General features: G+C 63.0%; 13 protein-coding genes. 6 read left to right on the forward strand and 7 right to left on the reverse strand.

All coding sequences use genetic code 11. The features are described 5' to 3' along the window. Window position 1 precedes the first annotated feature (1 nt). Genes trpC through LB535_RS10015 form a run of 3 tightly spaced genes read right to left on the reverse strand, consistent with a single transcriptional unit; the run spans window position 2 to window position 3721 of the window. The gene (trpC, locus tag LB535_RS10005; RefSeq protein WP_224528685.1) at window positions 2–814 is read right to left on the reverse strand and encodes an indole-3-glycerol phosphate synthase TrpC; all 813 of its coding nucleotides are present in this window, start codon (window positions 812–814) and stop codon (window positions 2–4) included. A 4-nt stretch (window positions 815–818) separates the two neighbouring features. Then, complete coding sequence (gene trpD, locus LB535_RS10010) at window positions 819–1829, reverse strand: anthranilate phosphoribosyltransferase (RefSeq protein ID WP_224632041.1); 1011 nt, start codon at window positions 1827–1829, stop codon at window positions 819–821. Then, on the reverse strand, window positions 1826–3721 hold the full coding sequence (locus tag LB535_RS10015; protein WP_224632042.1) for a peptidylprolyl isomerase: 1896 nt from the start codon (window positions 3719–3721) through the stop codon (window positions 1826–1828). Before LB535_RS10015 ends, trpD begins: the two co-directional genes overlap by 4 nt. Before the next feature lie 143 nt (window positions 3722–3864). On the opposite strand from LB535_RS10015, the gene tpiA reads away from it, so the two are divergent. The 5 genes from tpiA to LB535_RS10040 all read left to right on the forward strand — a co-directional run bounded on the left by tpiA (window position 3865) and on the right by LB535_RS10040 (window position 9133). Then, window positions 3865–4632, forward strand: a complete 768-nt coding sequence (tpiA, locus tag LB535_RS10020; protein ID WP_224632043.1) for a triose-phosphate isomerase — start codon at window positions 3865–3867, stop codon at window positions 4630–4632. Window positions 4633–4932: 300 nt separating this feature from the next. Further along, on the forward strand, window positions 4933–5445 hold the full coding sequence (gene secG, locus LB535_RS10025) for a preprotein translocase subunit SecG (protein ID WP_224632044.1): 513 nt from the start codon (window positions 4933–4935) through the stop codon (window positions 5443–5445). A 210-nt stretch (window positions 5446–5655) separates the two neighbouring features. Then, window positions 5656–6783, forward strand: coding sequence for a L,D-transpeptidase (locus tag LB535_RS10030; RefSeq protein WP_224629272.1), 1128 nt, complete (start codon window positions 5656–5658; stop codon window positions 6781–6783). A gap of 148 nt (window positions 6784–6931) precedes the next feature. Beyond that, window positions 6932–8569, forward strand: coding sequence for a CTP synthase (locus tag LB535_RS10035; protein ID WP_140542386.1), 1638 nt, complete (start codon window positions 6932–6934; stop codon window positions 8567–8569). Between the two features lie 18 nt (window positions 8570–8587). Beyond that, window positions 8588–9133, forward strand: a complete 546-nt coding sequence (locus LB535_RS10040) for a DUF1697 domain-containing protein (protein WP_224528668.1) — start codon at window positions 8588–8590, stop codon at window positions 9131–9133. Between the two features lie 108 nt (window positions 9134–9241). Here the strand turns inward: LB535_RS10040 and LB535_RS10045 are convergent, their stop codons facing one another. After that, window positions 9242–10699, reverse strand: a complete 1458-nt coding sequence (locus LB535_RS10045; RefSeq protein WP_095765382.1) for an NCS1 family nucleobase:cation symporter-1 — start codon at window positions 10697–10699, stop codon at window positions 9242–9244. Between the two features lie 304 nt (window positions 10700–11003). Between LB535_RS10045 and LB535_RS10050 the strand changes: the two genes are divergently transcribed. Further along, on the forward strand, window positions 11004–11306 hold the full coding sequence (locus LB535_RS10050) for a DUF982 domain-containing protein (RefSeq protein ID WP_095765383.1): 303 nt from the start codon (window positions 11004–11006) through the stop codon (window positions 11304–11306). 83 nt (window positions 11307–11389) lie between these two features. Here LB535_RS10050 and LB535_RS10055 read toward each other — a convergent pair whose 3' ends face one another. The 3 genes from LB535_RS10055 to LB535_RS10065 all read right to left on the reverse strand — a co-directional run bounded on the left by LB535_RS10055 (window position 11390) and on the right by LB535_RS10065 (window position 18400). Continuing rightward, window positions 11390–12919 (reverse strand): HlyD family type I secretion periplasmic adaptor subunit, encoded by a 1530-nt coding sequence (locus LB535_RS10055; protein ID WP_224632045.1) that lies wholly within the window; start codon window positions 12917–12919, stop codon window positions 11390–11392. Between the two features lie 3 nt (window positions 12920–12922). Then, window positions 12923–14668, reverse strand: a complete 1746-nt coding sequence (locus tag LB535_RS10060) for a type I secretion system permease/ATPase (RefSeq protein ID WP_224632046.1) — start codon at window positions 14666–14668, stop codon at window positions 12923–12925. Window positions 14669–14779: 111 nt separating this feature from the next. Further along, window positions 14780–18400: a DUF5801 repeats-in-toxin domain-containing protein gene (locus LB535_RS10065; protein ID WP_224632047.1), complete on the reverse strand. Its 3621-nt coding sequence runs from the start codon at window positions 18398–18400 to the stop codon at window positions 14780–14782. Between the last annotated feature and the right edge of the window lie 1523 nt (window positions 18401–19923).

Consider the following 19923-nt stretch of genomic DNA (forward strand, 5'->3'; position numbering starts at 1 on the left):
CTCAAACGGCCTCGGCACGCGCCTTGCCGGTGAGCAGCAGTTGCGTGGCGGCGGCCACGTCGGCCTGCCGCATCAGGCTCTCGCCGACCAGGAAGGTGCCGATCTTGCTCTTCTCCAGCCGGCGGCAATCCTGATGCGTGAAGATGCCGCTTTCACTGACCAGCAGCCGATCCGCCGGCACCATGGCCGCCAGCCGCTCCGAGACGTCGAGGCTGGTTTCAAAGGTTCTGAGATCGCGGTTGTTGATGCCGATCAGCCGCGACGAAAGGCGAAGCGCGCGTTGCATTTCGTTTTCGTCGTGCACCTCGACCAGAGCGTCCATGCCGAGCTCGAAGGCGGTCGCTTCAAGGTCCCTGGCAAGCGCGTCGTCGACGCTCGCCATGATGATCAGGATCGCGTCGGCGCCCCAGGCGCGTGCTTCGTAGACCTGGTAGGGATCGAACAGGAAATCCTTGCGCAGAGCCGGCAGGCGCACCGCTGCCCGAGCGGCTGTCAGGAATTCGGGAGCGCCCTGGAAAGACGGGGCGTCCGTAAGCACCGAAAGGCAGGCGGCGCCACCTTGCTGGTAGGCCTGTGCCAATGACGGCGGATCGAAATCGGCGCGGATCAGGCCCCTGGAAGGGCTGGCCTTCTTGATCTCGGCGATCAGCGCAAAACCGCCGTCTCGGCGCTTGGCTTCCAGCGCGGCAAGGAAGCCGCGCGGCGGCTCGGCGTCCCCGGCCTTCGTCTTGATCTCGGCGAACGACACGGCGAGCTTCGCCGCGGCGATCTCTTCACGCTTGTAGGCTTCGATCTTGCGCAGGATATCGGACAAAGGTCTATCCGTTCGAAATCTCGATGAGCTTGTCGAGCACCGCAAGCGCGCGGCCGCTGTCGATCGCTTGCGCCGCCGCCGCGATGCCGTCGGCCAGCATCGTCACCTTGCCGGCCACAACCAGCCCTGCGCCGGCATTCATCAGCACCGTATCGCGATAGGCGCCGGCGGCTCCGCCAAGCATATCGCGCAATTCCTTGGCGTTGTAGGCCGCGTCGCCGCCGCGCAGCTCTTCTTTTGTGTGCCGCTTCAGGCCAACGGCTTCCGGCGTCAGGGTGAAGCTGCGGATTTCGCCGCCGGCAAGCTCAGCCACCTGGGTCTCGCCCGTCGTGGTGATCTCGTCATAGCCGTCGCCATGGACGACCCAGGCGTGATCGGCGCCCAGCGCCTTGAGCGTCTCGGCCACGGGCATGATCCACTCCGGCAGGAAGACGCCGACCATCTGGCGGCTGACGCCGGCAGGGTTCGACAGCGGTCCGAGCAGGTTGAAGATGGTGCGCGTGCCGAGCTCGACGCGGGTCGGCCCGACATGCTTCATCGCCGGATGATGCGCCGGCGCGAACATGAAGCCGACGCCGGCCTCATGGATGCAGCGTCCGATCGTCTCCGGCGGGATATCTATTCTAACGCCCAGCGCCGTCAGCACATCGGCGGAGCCGGTCAGCGAGGACAGGCCGCGATTGCCATGCTTGGCGACCGGCACGCCGGCCGCGGCAATGACGAAGGCCGAAGCGGTCGAGATGTTGACCGAATGCGAATTGTCGCCGCCGGTGCCGACGATGTCGATGGCGCCTTGCGGCGCCTCGACGCGCAGCATCTTGGCGCGCATCGTGGCGACCGCGCCGGAAATCTCGCTCACGGTCTCGCCGCGCACGCGCAGCGCCATCAGGAAGCCGCCGATCTGGCCGGGCGTCGCATCTCCCGACATGATGATGTCGAATGCCTCGCGGGCTTCCTCGAAGGAAAGCGCGGTGCCGGTGGCAACCTTGGCTATGTGTGTCTTCAGCGCGCTCATCGTGTCTGTGCTTGCGAAACCGCGTTCGGATCGATGCGAACGTCATATTGCGACTGCAACTGCGCCACCAGCTGGTCGAGCAGATCGTCGGACATGCCGGCGCCGAAGGATTTCTGCGCATCGTCCGGTACCGCGCTGCCATCGGCGCCTGCCGGCTCGAAGACCTCGGCGACCTTGAACAGGATCTGGCCGTCGCCGGTGGGCGAGGGGATCAAACCGGTACCGCCTTCACCGACGCCGAACATGGCCGCGGCGCCTTCCTTGCCGAAATCGGCATCGTCGGCTTCGCGCTTCAGGCCGCGCTTGGTCTGCTTCTCGAGCTTGAGCTCGCCGGCGATGACGTCGAGCGCGGTGCCTGCCTTGAGGCGCTTCTCCAGCTCCTGAGCCTTGGCGTCGAGCCGCTTGTCGGTCTCGGCCTCCGTCCAGTCGGCGACGACCTTCTTGCGGACTTCATCCAGCGTGCGGTCGCGCGCCGGCGTGACCGACTGCACTTCGTAGAAGACGAAACCGTTGCCGGCAGTCGTCAGGCCTTCGTTCTCGGTATTGGGCTCCGCCGCGAACACCGACTTGATCAGCTCGGCCGATTCCGGCAGGTCGTTGACGATCGTGCCGTCCGGCCGCTGGCCGGTACGGTCGATGGCATCGATGGTGACGACCTTGAGCTTCAGCTTCTCGGCGGCCTGCGCCAGCGAGGCGCCCGAGGCGCGGGTGTCCTCGTAGCTGTCGTGCACATCGAGCAGGATGCGGCTTGCTTCGCCGAGCGCCAGGTCCTTGCGGATCTGGCCGGACACTTCCGAAAGCGGCTTCACCACCTGCGGCTTGATCTCGGTGACGCGCAACAGCACGGGACCGAAGGCGCCCTGGACGACCTGGCTCACCTCGTTGGCATTGAGCGAGAAGGCGGCATCGGCCACCGCCTTGTCGGCGATCTTGTCCTTGGCCAGCGTGCCGAGCAGCGTGTCGGCCTGCGTCTTGCCTTCGGCGGTGACGAGCTTGTCGAAGGTAGCGCCAGCCTTCAGCGAATCCAACGCGGCCTTGGCCGCATCCGGAGTCTTGAACACCAGCTGCTCGATGGTGCGCATCTCGGGCGTCGTGTAGCGCGCGATGTTCTTGTTGTAGTCCTCGCTGATCTGCTGGTCTGTCACCGCGGACGGATCCATGATGTCCTGCGGCTCCAGCCGGACATAGGAGAACTTGCGGTATTCCGGCGCGGCATAGTTCTTCTTGTTGGCGTCGAAATAGGTTTTGAGGGCGCTGTCGGACGGCGCCTCGATCGGCTGCACCAGCGTCTTGGGCAGCACGACATAGTCGATCGTGCGATCCTCGCCGCGATAGAGCGAAACCGCCTTCAGGAAAGTCTGCGGAACCTTGAGGCCGTCGGAGATCGCCTCGACGATCTGCTGGCGCACGGCCACCTGCGAGCGGTTTCTGAGATAGTCCTCGGGCCGCATGCCGAGCTGGCGCAGCAGATACTCGAAGGTGCGGCGATCGAACTGGCCGCCGGGGCCTTTGAAGGCCGGATCCTCGCGCGTCAGTTCGGCCAGCCGATCCTTGGAGAGGCCGAGCCCCAGCTTGCGCGCCTGTTCGTCGAGCACTGCGCCCGAAACGAGCTGCGCCAGCACCTGATTGTCGACACCGAGCAGCTTGGCCTGTTCATGGGTGACGCGCTGGCCATATTGCTGCGACAGAAGGCTGAGCTGACGGTCGTAAGCGAGGCGGTACTCGTTGATCGAGACCTCCGTGCCGCCGGCCGTGATCACCGCGTGATGGCCGCCCAGCACGCCACCCACCATGCGCGTGGTCGCGCCCCAGGCGAGGAAACTCACCACCAGCAAGGACAGCAACGCCTTCGCGACCCAGGTGCCTGCCGCGCTTCTCAATATACCAAGCATGCATACTTCCGATTTTTGCGCATTTTCGCGTGCGCCGAGTCTGAAACAAGCGCAATAGCGCCCTTCCGGTCCACTGTCGATTGCTTTGTGACCTGTTTTTGGTAGTGAGGGCGCTGCTTAATGTCGCTCGGAGAACGCGCCCCATGACCCCTGGAATCCGCCCGCTTGTCGCCGGCAACTGGAAAATGAACGGCACCAGCGCCTCGCTCAACGAGCTGCGGTCGATAGGCAACGGGTTCATGAGCGGGCTCGACGCGGAGACCGAAGCGCTGGTGTGCGTGCCGGCGACCTTGCTGCAGCGCGCCGCCGAGATCCTGTCGCGCACGCCGGTGCGTGCCGGTGGAGAGGATTGCCATCCCAAGGAGAGCGGCGCCTTCACGGGCGAGATTTCGGCCGAGATGCTCAAGGATGCCGGCGCAAGCCACGTCATTGTCGGTCATTCCGAGCGCCGCGAGCTGTTCGGCGACGACGATGCAATAGTCCATGCCAAGGCGTCGGCGGCCTGGCGGGCAGGGCTGGTGGCCATCATCTGCATCGGCGAGACGCGCGCCGAGCGGGAGGCGGGCGCCACGCTTGATGTCCTGTCGCGCCAGCTTGACGGTTCCGTGCCGGCGAGCGCCACCGCCGCCAACACCATCATCGCCTACGAGCCGGTCTGGGCGATCGGCACCGGCCTGACGCCGACCGCCGCCGATGTCGCCGAGGCGCATGCGCATATCCGGGGCAAGCTGACTGCGCTGCTCGGCGATGCCGCGGCCAGGACCCGCATTCTTTACGGCGGCTCGGTCAAGCCCTCCAACGCGGTGGAACTGCTCGGCGTCGACAATGTCGACGGCGCGCTGGTCGGCGGCGCCAGCCTGAAGGCAGCCGACTTCCTGGCCATAGCGGAAGCTTATATGAACATGGCTTAGCCTGCGTTGATTTTCAGGTGATGCCGGCCTGCGAACGATGGTTTCCTGCGCTTCCGGTGCTCACGTACTTTAGTACGCTCCGCTCTGGTTCTCGGAAACCGCCGTTCTCGGCTCGGCCTGACCTGAATCTCAACACACCCTAGCCGTCTCCCAGGCTCACGCGGCTAAATCGTTGTAATGGCCGCATTGGTTCCCATATTCCCGGCCACGGGCTTGGAAATGCCGCCAAAGCATTGTAAGGAGCCGCCTCCAAATCATCGGTCGTATGCGCGCTCGCGCAAGGCCTCGCCAGGATAAATTATGGAAACCGTACTGATCGTCGTCCACCTCATGGTCGTGCTCGCCCTCGTCGGCGTGGTGCTGCTGCAGCGCTCCGAAGGCGGCGGCCTGGGCATCGGCGGCGGTTCCGGTTTCATGACCGCTCGTGGCGCCGCCAACGCGTTGACGCGCGCCACCGCGATCCTGGCGGCAGCCTTCTTCGTGACGTCGCTGGCGCTGTCGATCCTTGCCCGCTATGGCGAAAAGCCGATCGACATCCTCGACCGCCCGGCAACGTCCAGCCAGGGCAACGGCGTGCTCAACCAGCTGCCGGGATCGAACGGACCGGTGGGCAGCTCGCAGCCAGCAGCCCCGGCCGGCGGCTCTGCTCCCGCGGCTCCGGCTGGCGGTGCGACGAGCACCACGCCGCTTGCCAACGGCGCCACAGCGCCGGCTCCGGCCACAACGCCTGCTCCGGCGCCCGCGAATCCGGCCACCGCGCCGGCGACCAACGGCGTCACCTTGCCGGTCACCCCTCAGGTTCCGAACCAGTAGCCGGACAAGCACTGCCGCGATCTGTTGTTCTTTGAACACAGTCGCGGCAAATGCGCGCCCGATCACGAAGATTCAACCGGGCGTGGCGCCTGCCTCAGCTTGAGGCGATGACAGCTAATCGATTATAGATTGCGCGCGGCACTTTTGGCGTCCTTGGGGGGCGCCGGGCGACGCCGTGGGCAACACGCATTGAACGATCGGATCTTCGCCATGCAGCTTCGCAGCTTCATCATTTTGGGAGTCTGTGCCGTCCTCGGCATGGGTTCCGCGGCCCTTGCCGGACCGGCAACTATGGTCTCCTCCCCGTCGGTAGAGAAAACCGATGCCATTCCCGTTGCCGCCGCCAAGAGCGACGCATCGCAGCTGAGGCTTCTCAAGAAGAAGAAAAATCCGACCTCGGACGATCTCGCGCAGATCGGCAAGCTCGAGGCCAAGATCGCTGCCGACAAGCAAGCGGCAAACGATAAGGCGCTCGAAGCTCGCAAGATGGCCATGCGCGAGGCCGCCAAGGCCAAGGCTGACGCGGCGCGCCAGGAATGGCTCGCCAAGAAGGGCACTGCCGCGACGGCTGAGGTCGCCGACGCCAAACCGGCCAAGAAGACCACCAAGATCATCGCGCCGCTGGACCCGGTGGCGCAGATCATGCCGGTCAAAGCCGAGGAGCCTATCCCGGCTGAGGTCATGAACATCACCGCTACCGGCAACAATGGCGAGTTGCGCAGTGAGCAGCCCGGCCAGAAGCAGACGAGCAGCGGCGGGCTGTTTGCCGGCCTCTTCGGCGGCTCGTCGGTGAGCTCGATCAGTTACCTGCCCGAGACCCGTGCGCTTGATTCGGCGCTGGCCAAGAAGGCCGCCAAGCGGCCGTTCAAGGTGAAGCCGGAATTCGTGCCGCAGGACGTCACGTTCACCGGTTATGAGCCGGGCACCATCGTCATCGACACCAGCGCGCGCCGCCTCTACCTCGTCGAGTCGTTTTCCACGGCACGCCGCTATGCCATCGCGGTCGGCCGCGAAGGCCTGCAGTTCAAGGGCACGGTAGCCGTCGGCGACAAGCAGGAATGGCCGCGCTGGATACCGACGCTCGACATGCAGAAGCGCGAGCCGAAGCATTACGGCCAATACAAGGACGGCATGCCCGGCGGCGGCGAGAACCCGCTCGGCGCGCGCGCCATCTATCTCTATGACGGCAAGAAGGACACGCATCTGCGCATCCACGGCACAATCGCGCCGCAGTCGATCGGAACCAGCGCCTCCAATGGCTGCTTCCGCATGATCAACGAGCACGTCATGGACCTCTACAGCCGCGTCAAGATCGGCACGAAGGTTGTTATTATCTAAGGCTTTCCGTCAAACTGCCGAAAGGGCCGGCATCGCCGGCCCTTTTGTTTTGACTGAATCCAAGCCCGTGCGGGCCTAGGTGCCATTTTGGGAAAAAGCCTTCGCGGCGGTTTTTTCTCTGGCGGAATCAATCAGGCCGCGTTAAGCGATGACTCCCATGGCGCGATATGTATTCATCACAGGCGGCGTGGTTTCCTCACTCGGAAAAGGCATCGCCGCAGCAGCTCTTGGGGCTCTTCTGCAAGCGCGAGGCTATCGCGCGCGGATCAAAAAGCTCGATCCTTATCTCAATGTCGATCCCGGGACGATGTCGCCGTATCAACACGGCGAAGTGTTCGTGACCGATGACGGCGCCGAGACCGACCTCGATCTCGGCCATTACGAGCGATTCACCGGGCGCTCGGCGAACCAGCAGGACAACATCACCACCGGCCGCATCTACAAGAACATCATCGAGCGCGAGCGGCGCGGCGATTATCTCGGCGCGACCGTGCAGGTGATCCCGCACGTCACCGACGAGATCAAGCACTTCGTGCTGGACGGCAATGACGACTATGACTTCGTGCTTTGCGAGATCGGCGGCACGGTTGGCGACATCGAGGCGATGCCGTTCCTGGAAGCGATCCGACAGCTCGGCAACGACCTGCCGCGCAACAACGCCGTCTATGTGCATCTGACCCTGATGCCTTACATCCCGACGGCCGGCGAACTGAAGACCAAGCCGACGCAGCATTCGGTCAAGGAACTGCGCGGCATCGGCATCGCGCCTGACATCCTTTTGGTGCGCGCCGACCGGCCGATCCCGAAGGAGGAGCGCCGGAAACTTTCGCTGTTCTGCAACGTGCGCGAAAGCGCCGTCATCCAGGCGCTGGACGTGCCGCATATCTATGACGTGCCTTTGGCCTATCACCAGGAGGGCCTCGATTCGGAAGTGCTGGCGGCCTTCGGTATCGACCCGGCGCCGAAGCCCCGCATGGAGCCGTGGCAGAAGCTTTCCAACCACATCCACAATCCGGAAGGCGAGGTGACGATCGCCATCGTCGGCAAATACACCGGCCTCAAGGATGCCTATAAATCGCTGATTGAGGCGCTGTCGCATGGCGGCCTCGCCAATCGCGTCAAGGTCAAGCTCGACTGGATCGAAAGCGAGATCTTCGAGAAGGAAGACCCGGCGCCGTGGCTGGAGAAGGTGCATGGCATCCTCGTTCCCGGCGGCTTCGGCGAGCGCGGTTCGGAAGGCAAGATCCTGGCGGCAAAGTTCGCCCGCGAGCGCAAGGTGCCTTACTTCGGCATCTGCTTTGGCATGCAGATGGCCTGCATCGAGGCGGCCCGCTCTCTGGCGGGTGTCGACCATGCGTCGTCGACCGAGTTCGGCCCCACCGACGAGCCCGTCGTCGGTCTGATGACCGAGTGGCTGAAGGGCAATATGCTTGAGAAGCGCAGGGCCGCAGGCGATCTCGGCGGCACGATGCGGCTTGGCGCCTATCAGGCCGAGCTCGCCAAGGGCTCGAAGATAGCGGATATCTACGGCGACACGCAAATTTCCGAGCGCCACCGACATCGCTACGAAGTCAACATCGACTACAAGCAGCGGCTCGAGGATTGCGGCCTGGTGTTTGCCGGCATGTCGCCCGACGGCGTGCTGCCGGAGACGGTCGAATATCCTGACCACCCATGGTTCATCGGCGTGCAGTATCACCCCGAACTGAAGAGCCGCCCGCTCGACCCGCATCCGCTGTTCGCGAGCTTTATCTCGGCAGCGGTGGATCAGTCGCGGCTCGTCTGAACCGACAGCGAACAGGCCGTGCAGACCTACGTCGCGCTGCTCTACAGCATCATCCTGGGCGAGGGGCGGCGGGTGGTCATGTCCGACCTGAAGGCCATGGCGGAAAGCCTCGGGCTGAAAAACGTCCGCACGCTGGTTGCGACAGGCAATCTGGTGTTCGAGGCGCGCACAGGCGAGCTTTCAAAGCTCGAGGGCCGGCTGGAAAAGGCGTTCGAGAAAAGCTTCGGCCGGCATGTCGACATCATCGTGCGCCGTGCCGAGGACTGGCTGAAGCTTGCCGCCGCCAATCCGTTTCCGGGCGAATCAGCGGACACGGCCGATCAGGTTGCGGTGCGTGTGATGCGCGAGCCGCTGCCGGCGGACACCGTCGAGGCACTCCAGGCCTATGCCGCCGCCGACGAAAAAGTATTCCTGGTCGACGGCGATATCTGGCTTGTCTTCTCGCGCGAGCGGCCGAGCTCGCGGCTGCTTGCCGCCGCCAATCACAAGCGCCTCGGCATCGGCACGTCGCGCAACTGGAACACGGTGCGCCGTCTGGCGGAGTTGGTAGGCAGTAGGCAGTAGGCAGTAGGCAGTAGGCAGTAGGCAGTAGGCAGTAGGCAGTAGGCAGTAGGCAGTAGGCAGTAGAGTGGCATTCTCTATTGCCTAAGCCCTACTGCCTACTGCCTTGTTTCAGGCCTTGGCGGTCCTTGCCCCGGCGCCAAGCGCCATGGTGCGCAGCACGTAGTAGACGGCGCCGGCGATCGCCACGCCAAAGAACCAACCATAGACGCCCCACCAGGACGGCAGCCAGTTGGTGAAGTTGGGCAGGATCGAGGAGAAGATGGCGCCGATGCCGGCAGCGATGAAGGCGTTGACATGCCACCCGCTCTGGAAACGGAACTCGCCGTCTTCGCGATAGAGTGCTTCGACGTCGACTTCGCTTTTGCGGATCAGGTAGTAGTCGACCATCATCACGCCGAAGATCGGTCCCATCGTCGCGCCGATGACGTTGACGAAGGAAGCCGCACTGCCTTCCCATGGCGCGAAGGGATAGAGCACCAGCGCGATCAGGGCCGCGATGTAGCCGCCCTTCTTGAAGTCGATCTGGCGCGGGAAGACGTTGGAGAAATCGAACGCCGGCGAGACGAAGTTCGCCACGACGTTGATGCCCAGCGTCGCCACCGCGAAGGTCAGCGCGGCAAGCGCCGCCAGGAACCAGCTGTCGAACTTGGCCGAGATCTGGTCGGGATGGAGCAGCACCTCATGGTAGACGTCATAGGCGGCGATCGTGGTGACGCCGGCGACCAGCGAGAACAGGATGAGGTTGACCGGCAGGCCCCAGATGTTGCCCTTGCGCAGGGCCGCATTGTCCGGCGCGTAGCGGGCGAAATCGCAGAAGTTGAGGTAGAGAGCCGAGAAATAGGTCACCCAGATCGCCGCCACCGCGAACAGCGCGGTCCAGGATCCCGGCTCGCCCGGAACGCCGGCGTCCTTGGTCTTGTCCAGCAGCACATCCATCGGGATGTCGCTGGTGAAGGCGAAAGTGCCGGACTTCACGCAAAGATAGATGGCCAGGATCAGCATCATGATCCACACGGCCGGGCCGGCCCAATCCTGGAAGCGACGGACGGTTTCCATGCCCTTCTGGATGATCAGCAACTGCAGCGCCCAGATGATGACGAAGCAGATCACCTCCAGCGTCGAGTGTCCCAGAAGGTGCGAGCTCTTGTTGAACTCGTCGAACCATTGCAGGCGCGTCAGCAGCGCCACGATCGCGCCCGACGCCGCGGCCGTCTGGGCGCCGTACCAGAAGCAGGCGACGATCGCCCGCACCAGCGCCGGGACGTTGGCGCCCCAGATGCCGAAGGAGGCGCGGGCAAGCACGGGGTAGGGCACGCCGGTCTTCACGCCGGCATAGCCGACCATATTCATCAGCGCATAGATGATCAGCGAGCCGATGCCGATGGCGATGATGAAGTTGACGAAGCCGCCGCAGAACAGAAACAGGCTTGCCGCCAGGTAGTAGCCCCAGAGGCTATGGACGTCAGAGGTCCAGACGTTGAAGATCGAAAACGGTCCCCAGTTCCTGACCGTTGCGGGAGCCAGATCCTCATTGTAGAGGTCAGGCGATGCGCCTTGGATGGTCATTGCAAGTGTTCCCCTTTTTGCAAAACGCGCCCTCACGCGGTGACCGCGAAGGTTAAGCCTGACGCAGGGTAACCGGCAAGCAACCCATTTGCCGGCTTTCGCCTTAAAGATATTCAATGAGAATCGCCGTTATCCGACGGCTCCAGGCCTGCATTGGCTGAGTCGCCAACTGATTTTCGCGCATGTCAGGCGCGGGCCCGCGTTTCGAACTTTTTCCATCGGCAACCAAATTTGTTTGGAACCGATTCGCGGGACGTGCGTTTATTGCGGTTCGACTGCGCTGCGGTCGACCGGGAGGATAATTATGGATCGCTTGCATTTCTTTACCCCAGTGCGAATTGCGCGTGGGCAGGGATACCCTGTGGAGGAAGTCGATAGCGTCTCCGAGGCGATGGTGTTCCTGCGGAAGTGGCCAACGGGACGGCGCGGCCCGGTTTATCAATGCGCCCTGAATTGCTGTGCGGCGGCACTGTCGGGCAAGATGTCGGCCGAGGAAGCGCGCAAAGCCTTTGTCGGCTTTGCCCGCATCACCCGGCTGCTCGACGACGACATGGCGCTGCCGCTGGGCGGCGCATCGATGGACAATGTCCACGCCCTGAGGCGCTAGCGCCGTCACGCCCCCGCGGCTGCGCTGACAGATGCGACGATGAGGCGTCGGCTTATGGTCGACGTCGCTGTGCTGTCGTCGGCTCAGTTTTCCTTGAAAGAGCGTGTGAGCGAAGCCTGCACCGGGGCCAGCATATAGTCGAGCAAAGTGTGCTCTCCCGTCAGGATCATGACCTCCGCCGGCATGCCGGGAGACAAGTGCACGTCATGCAGCTCTGCGAGATCGGCGGTGTCGACCTTGACCTTGGCGAGGAAATAAGGCTCGCCGGTCTTTTCGTCCGTCAGCCGGTCGGCCGACACCGATGTGAGCAGGCCATGGATTTGCGGCAGATGCCGGCTCGGATAGGCCGACAACACCACGCGAGCCGGCATGTCAGGATGTACCACGTCGATATCCGCCGGTTTGATGCGTGAATCGATGACCAGATTGGGCTCGTTGGGAACGATATCAAGCAGCGCCTGGCCGCTTGCGATCACGCCCGATTCGGTCGTTATGCGCAGGTTCATCACCGTTCCGGCGATTGGCGCGACAATGTCGGTCCTGGCCAGCACATCCTGGCGCGAAGGTAATTGGCTGCGCAGTTCAGCCAGGTCCCCTCGCACTTTTGCGAGATCCTCATTGGCGCTCTCGCTGTCCTGTTGGCGCAGGTTGAGGAGTTGGAACTCGGTCTCGCCGATCTGCTGGTCGTTGTGTGCGACTTGCGCGCGGTTCGACGCCTGATTGGCGCGGATCTCGGCCTGGGACCGCTGCAGCGCCAGTATCCGCGGCAGCCGTTCCAGTCCCTGTTTGTACATTTCCTGCGCTGAGGCGATTTCCTGGTCGATCAGCCTGAGCTGCTCGGCCTCGGCGGCAATCACCTCCCTCGATCCTGTACTTTGCTCCTGGATTTGCGCGATGCGCTTGTTGAGGATTTGCGTGCGCCCCGCACGGGTCGCCAGGCGGCTGTCGAGCAGCGCCTGTTCCTCGGCGACCACCTTTCGCGCCGTCTCGCTATCGATCGATGTCAGCTCCTTGGGGAAGGTGATCCGGTCCTGCCCGGCAAGCTCCGCGACCAGGCGCGCTTCGGTCGCCAGCAGTCGGATATAATGGCCTTGCAACTCGTCGTAGCGACCCTGGGCGTCGATGGTCTTCAGGCTGATCAACACCTGGCCGGCGCTCACCTTGTCGCCTTCCTTTACGTGGATCGCGCCGATGATGCCGCCCTCCAGATGCTGGACGGTCTTGCGATAGCCCTCGGGGCTGACAACGCCGTTGGCGACGACGGCGCTTGCCAGAAGGGCGACGCTTGACCACGCGGCGGTGCCGCCCACGAAGACGATCACCGACACATAGCCCAGCATGCGCGCTGGCCGCGTCCGTTGGTTCAGGTCGCGGCCGCTGGCGCGGAGGGCAGGTGACCGCCGCCGGACCAAGCCTGAAACCAGCAGCAGGACGAGCACGCCGGCGGCCGCAATCATTGTGATGCGCGTCGGCTGGTTCAGGCCGCGGAACCAAATCGATGCCGCGGCGACCAGATCGCCTGCGGAAATGGACAGCCTGTCCGCCAACGCGCCCAGGCTATCCATCAGCCTGTCCAGTATCGTCGAGAAGTCGCCAATTCGATCACCGCCCATGGCTCACTCCCCTGCCTTCAGGTTTGCTGGCGCATTGGCGGCGATCTTGTCCCGTATGGCCGCCGGCACCGGGATGTGCCTGGGCTGGCCTGCCAGCGCGCCGAGCACCTCGTCGCGCGTGCCGAACATCGAAAGGGATCCGTCGCGGATGAGGGCGATATGGTCGGCAGTGCGCAGAAGATTGGTCTGATGGCTGATGACGACCACCGTGCGGCCCCGCTCCTTGAGCTGCTGGAGCACGTTGAACAGCGCCACTTCGCCTTCGCCGTCGAGGCCGGTGTTCGGCTCATCGAGGACGATCAGCGGCGGGTCACCGAATAGCGCCCGGGCCAGCGCGATGCGCTGGCGCTGGCCGCGCGATATCCGGGCCCCATGCGGTCCGACTTCGGTGCGATAGCCGCTCGGCAGCCGCAGGATCATTTCGTGGATGCCGGCGAGTTGAGCCGCGGCTATGACCGCTTCGCTGTCGACGTCACGCAGGCGGGCGATGTTCTCGGCGATCGTTCCAGGGAACAGCTCGACCTGCTGCGGCAGATAGCCGATATGCTGACCGAGTTCCTCCGCAGGCCAGTTCCAGACCTCCGCGCCATCCAGCCGGACGTGGCCGAGCGAGGGCCGCAGCGTGCCGACAATGAGACGGCAGAGCGTGGTCTTGCCCGAGCCGGACGGGCCAATCACGCCGCAGGTCTGGCCGGGTTCGACGCCGAAGCCTATCGCGTTCAGCAGCGCCTGCGACGTCCCTGGCGCACAATAATGCAGGTTTTCGAGCTTCAGCCGGCCTTGCGGGCGGGGCAGGCTGACGCCGGCTGTTTGCATCGACCTGGTCTCGGCGAAAAGCTTCATCAGGTTGCGGCGCGCGGTCCGCGCGCTGACCAGACTGCGCCAGGCGCCTATCGAGCGCTCTATCGGCGCCAGCGCGCGGCTGAGCAGGATGGAAGCCGCGATCATCGAGCCGGGTGTCAGCTCGCGACGCAGGACGAGATAGGCGCCGAGCCCCAGCACGGCCACCTGAAGGGCGAGACGCAGCGAACGCGACAGGCTGCCGATGATGGTGGTGCGCTGTAAAATCCGGGTCTGGATGTCGATCAGCGATTGCTGGTTTTGCTCCCACCGCCGCAGCGCCGGCTCGGACATGCCGAGCGAGCGCAATGTCTCGGCGCCGTCGACAAATTGACCGACGGCGGCCTGGCTGCGGCGAAGCCCCGCTGCCGCATTCTGGCCTTTGCGGCGGGTGAGGAAATCGTTGGCGAGCGCGGCGCAGAACAGGAGCACGGCGCCGGCAAGGCCGACTACACCCAATGCCGGATGCAGAAACCACATGAATGCCAGGAAGACCGGCGTCCATGGCGCGTCGAGGAAAGTCAGTATGCCATCGCCGGCAATGAAGCCGCGCAGATCGCCCACGTCCTTCAGGCCGGTTTCGAGGTTGCTGCCGGCCAGGCGCGCCTCCATGGCGCGTTCGATCACCGGAACGCTGAGCTGGTCGTCCAGCCACTGGCTGATATGCCCGAGCATCATCCGGCGGGCGTGTTCCAGCAGGCCATAGACGGCGATGGCGGCGATGACGGCAAGGGTGAGCCATAGCAGCGTGTCGATCGACCCGCTCGACAGCACCCTGTCATAGATCTGCAGCATGTAGACGGTGCTGGCGAGCAGGAGGAGATTGGTAAGCAGGCTGAAGAGAAGGAGGGCGGGCACCTGATGGCGGGCCAGATGCATCACTTCCTGGAATTGCGGTCTTGGCTGCATCACGGACCCCCCGCTTCGATGCCTTTTGTCAGTGCCCGGCCCCGGCGTTGAATTGGCGTCTGGACCGATGTCGTTACGGGGGCAGCATCGGCTGCCCCCGTAAGGCGGGCGTCAGGCGATGTCGACCAGAATGTGCTGCACCGCTGTCGTGTCGCCATCCGCGTCCGCGATCTGGACGCCAAAGTCGAGGTGCGCGTCCGGTGTCGTGGTCTGCGTCGAGGTGAAGCCGAGGTCCACGATCTTCAAGACGTCGTTGTCGGTCGGGTCCCAGTTCACCAATGTGGTTTGAGAGCTGCCGCCACCTGAGCCAGTGGCTCGGTTCAGGTCGATCGCCGTGCCGTCGCCGGTGATTCCGTTGCCGGACTGCATGATCTGGGCACCCTGGATCACCCAGTTCTCGCCGACACCATTGTAGTCGTTCCTCTCGATGATGATGAGGCCGTCGTTATTATCGAGTGGGAAGTCGGCTGCGTATGCGGTAGGCACCTGCCCCATTTTGTAGATGTCGGCGTTCTCGATGTAGATCGCCTTCGTGGTATGCACGCTACTGTCCGTGCTGCTGACGAGCTGAAGGATGACCATCAGGTCCTCACTGGTGCCGATCCCGTCGAACTTGATGGCCATGTCGGCCGCCGTCTGGCTGGGGGTGACGATCTCGGTGCCGATGCCAGGGCTGGTGTCGAAGAACCGCAGCGTCAGCAATTCGCCTTTCTGGATGGTGTCGCCAGCGACCCCGTTCGTGCTCTGGGTGGCAGACACCCAGTCCTCGTGGTTGTTGGTGACCAGATCGCCAGGGTTCCACGCGGTGTCGGTGGGTGTCGCGTTGTCGCTGTCGCCGGTGGAGTTAAGACCGAACTTAATGGTGTTAGTGACCGAGTTCGCCGTGAACTGCACGAAGAAGTCCCGGTCGGTCATTTCGGGAGTGCTGTCCGCCTCGAAGAGCTTCTCCACCACAATGTTCGGGTGGCCGACATTGCTCGTGGGCTCCTTGGATAGAAGCTCACTGGTGTGCAGGATGTCTTTGGTGAAGCCCTCCACCGCGTCGTTCAAGGTGATGGTGTAGGTGTCAGCAGTCTTGTTGAAGACTAGGGTACCGCCCGCCGTGGCCGTTTGGTCGCCAGCCGTATTCGGGTCGCTGTCGTACGAGATTTGCCAGCTGAACGTTGCCTGGGTGACGTCTTCCGACTGGAGCGTCGCGGACGAGCTGATGAACGGCGTCTGCGTGTTGGGGACAAGACCTGTGAGGTTGCCACCAAGGCTGAGCTGGATGCCGGGAAGCACGCTGTCCTGGTCGGCGAAGTCGCTAGCACCCGCCGTATACTCCGCGGCCGTGTGCTTGTCCGTCATGTCGTATCCAAAGGTCCCGCTGGCGGTTGCTCCAACGGTGTTGCCGAGCTGCTCCGGAGTCTGGATACCGCCGGCGACAGGATCGGCGTCGAAAGGTGCCGTTATAATCGGATCGGTGTCGTTGAAGGTCAGTGACAGGCCGCCCGAGGTCGAGCTTTGCTGAGTCACGGTATCGTTGTCGCCGTCCGTCACCGTGACAGTCGCAACAACGTTGATCAGACCGTTGAGGTCAAGGGTGTTGTCTTCGCCCACACCCTGCGGCGCGTTCGAGTGCTCGAGGGCAACCAGTGACGTCAGCGTCACCGTCGTGCCGGACAGCGTCACGGTGAATGCTGTTGCATCCAGCGTGCTGTTGCCGTCACTGTCATACATGCCCGAGATCTGGGTGCCCGAGTCTGCCACCAAGGTGATCGGATGGTTGCCTTCCGTCGTCAGCAGCCCGGTTGCCGGTCCGCCGGCCAAGGCCAGGACGTAGGTCACAGCCGTGGTGTAGCCGTCGACGGCGCTCGCGTTGAAGGTCGGAGGTGTGATTGTCGCCTGGGTCTGTCCGCCGGCCCCGCTCGCCTCGCCTACCGCCGCGGCGGCAATCACTGGCGCGGCCGTGATCGAAAGCGCCGGATCGGTGTCGTCGAAGGTCAGCGATAGGCCCGAGCTCGAGCTTTGCTGCGAGACCACGTCCTGGTCGCCGTCGGTCACTGTCACTGTCGCCGTCACGTTGATCAGGCCGTTGAGGTCGAGGGTGTTGTCCTCGCCCACGCCTTGCGGCGCGTTCGAGTGCTCAAGGGCAACCAGCGAGGTCAGCGTCACCGTCGTGCCGGACAGCGTCACCGTAAACGCCGTCGCATCGAGCGTGGTGTCGCCGTTGCTGTCGTACATGCCCGAGATCTGGGTGGCCGAGTCGGCCACCAGCGTGATCGCATGGTTGCCGACCGTGGTCAGCAGCCCGGTCGCCGTTCCGCCCGCCAGGGCCAGCGCGTAGGTCACATTCGTGGTATAACCATCGACCGCGCTCGCGTTAAAGGTCGGCGGCGTGATCGCCGCCTGGCTCTGACCGGCAACCCCGCTCGCCTCGACCACCTCGGCGGCGCCAACCACCGGCGCGGCGGTGATCGAAAGCGCCGGCCCATCGTCGTCGAAGTTGATGAACGAGCCAACCTGTTCGGTGTAGGCGTTGGTTGTCGTCGTCTTGAAATGGAACTCGGTGATGTCGCATCCTTCATTCGCATCGACCCCCGAAACCGTCAGACGATCCATCGGGCTGCTGGTGGTGATGTTGACGGTGGTGATGTTGTCGAGCCCGGTGATGGTGACGACCCCAGTGCCCATCCCGCTAACGGTAACGTTGCCGCTACCCGTGGGGTAAGTGCCATTGGCCGTGATGGCGGAGGCGTACCCTGATTGTCCGGTCAATGAGAGGCTGGTGATGGGCGCGGCGTGGGTCGGGCTGCCGTCATAGAAGTTCAAGCCCTGCTCATTGTTATCAACGTTGAAAGCGCTGATCTTGATGTCCACCCGCAAATTCGGATTGGATGGCGTGATCTGGTTGATGGTGAATCCCGCCTGTGTGATATTTTCGAGATGGCTGCCGTACTGGATTTGGGAAGCAGTGCCCGCGGCGAGGTTGCCGCCGGTCACGAAATCGACCTGCAGCGTTTCAGACGGGTTTATGCTCTGGTTGTTGACGCCGAAGCCCTGTGTACTCACGTTGGCGGTGGCGTTGGTGGTCCCCAAGAACCCTGTCACCAGAATCTGCTTGGAAGCGTCATCCGGCGAATTGATCACGTAGAAATCGTGGTTGCCGGGAGCGGCATTCTGGCCCGAGAAACCGACTACGCCGGTCCCCGCGACCGACGCGAACACTTTGTCGGTCAGATCGATGCGGTCGTCGGGATCGGACGCAATCGGATTGAACAACGGCACATATTGGACCGTGTACAGGTCGAAATGACCGGTGGTGGCGGTGCTCATCAACGCGAATGAGAAGGCGAGCGGTCCGCTTGCGGCAGGCGAAGCGTTCGCGTCGGAAGTCCCAATGACGCCGATCACAACGTTTGGGTGAGTTTGATCCTGGAACAGCCAGACATAATTGCCATCGACCGTCCGGATGCCGCTGTTCACGCCGACGGTGGTCGAAAACGGAGTTCCGGAGGCATTCTGCGTGAGAATAACCGAGGTGATGGTCTCGCCCGCATTTGCCGTGGCGATCACGAAGTCGCTCTGGAAGGCGACCTCGGGTGAGGCCAGCCCTCCCGGACCGTCGAGGCCCAAGAGATAGGTAAGCGTGTCGTTGGTGCTGTGCGGCGGAAGGGCCGGGTTGATGTCGTCATCCTGCAGGCCGGTGGTCTCGTCGAGGATGATGTCTTGAGCTGTGATGTCGAGTGCCATTGGAAATTCTCCCTGGTTCAAATGCGGCAGGTGCGATTTCAGCCCCAACGCTGGCAACCGGCCGCACGGACGCGCATCCGCTGGCCAGGCCAGCGCTACGCGCCATCGTTAAAGAAAACTGGAGTGGTGAATTGACTCTCAGGAGGGGTAGAGGGGGTTCGGAGGAGCCGCCGCTGATCCTCCGCTCCTTGCCCCGTCAGACATTGCTGGGGGGATGCGTCCTGTGCGCATCGGCAATCCGCCCACGGCGGGCGCCGAAGATCAATGATGAGGGCATACTGACCGCCCCTCCCCAACAGGCATGACTGCCTGCACGCCTCCACTGCTCATATTATGAGCAGCTAATGTTTACTCTTATTTGTGGAAAATTAAAACTGGACTATTGATTTTTTAATAACTATATGAATGGGGAAAATGGTCCCTCTCGAAATGGGACTTATGTCCCTGCCATCGAAGTATCTGAAAATAAAAGAGAATGCGGTATATTGCGCTGACAGATTTGATTATGACAGGGGCAAACAGCATTGAATAGGCTTATGCAGACGACGCTCGCCATAGCACCAATGATGGATTGGACTGATTATTTAGTGATTTCGCTGTGTTAATATAGTGTCGTGTGCAATCTTTGTGCAAAGAGTCCTACTCCTCTTCCGTACTCTTTTTCCCGATAGGCTGCTCTACGCCTTACTCAAACGGTTTCAGTATTCGCCGGCTCAGTCAATACCGGCCTAGAGCCATCTCAACGGGTGCAATCTGTGTGGTATGCCGCTGGAGCACCGTCGAGAGATCCTGCAAGAGATAATTTCGGCAGTCGTTCGAGTTCAATTCAGTGAACGCCTGGCGTTTATCACTTGGCCGACGACGAGCTCGCAGGCACGTCTCCGCGTGCAAGCTCAGCCACTATCGCAGCAGGCGCATGAGGGACTGGCGCGCTTCACCGGGTTTGAGGTTAGCCTGTTCCTCCGATGAGGAGACCGGCAATGAAGCGATCGAGATTTTCTGATGAACAAATCATCGGCATTTGAAGAAGCCCAGGCTGGGCTTTCGGCGACAGCACTGTGTCGCAAATATGGTGTGTGCCTTGAATAGGGAGAACGGCAAGCTGCAGCGTCTGCTGGCCGGGGCCCGAGCCCCGCGCGATCTCCTCCAGCGACTCGAACAGGCCGAAGTCGACGCACCGGTCGTAGCATGGCGGCTGAGCGCGGGTTCAGCTTCATCGAAACGAAGCCTGGCGAATACATCAGCGGCCGGCTTGCCGGCGCCACCAACCTCGCCTCCGGCCAATTTGCTATGATCGACGCGACGGAACCGGCTTCCAGCTCGTCCCCTGTCAGCCTCGACCCGAAAAAACGCATCGGCAAGCACATAGGAGGCTCGCCCGTGACGATGGCGCTATCGGATGGACCTTCGGCAGAAGACGAGGGCTGGGACCGTAAGGGTTGCGGATCATTCCGGCTTGCTCAAGATTCGAAACGCGCCCAGGAGGTCCTCGCCGACTTATCCTCCAAATGTGGCGTTTGGAG

This window comes from Mesorhizobium sp. CA10 (assembly GCF_020165285.1).
In the GTDB taxonomy this organism is placed as follows: Bacteria; Pseudomonadota; Alphaproteobacteria; order Rhizobiales; family Rhizobiaceae; genus Mesorhizobium.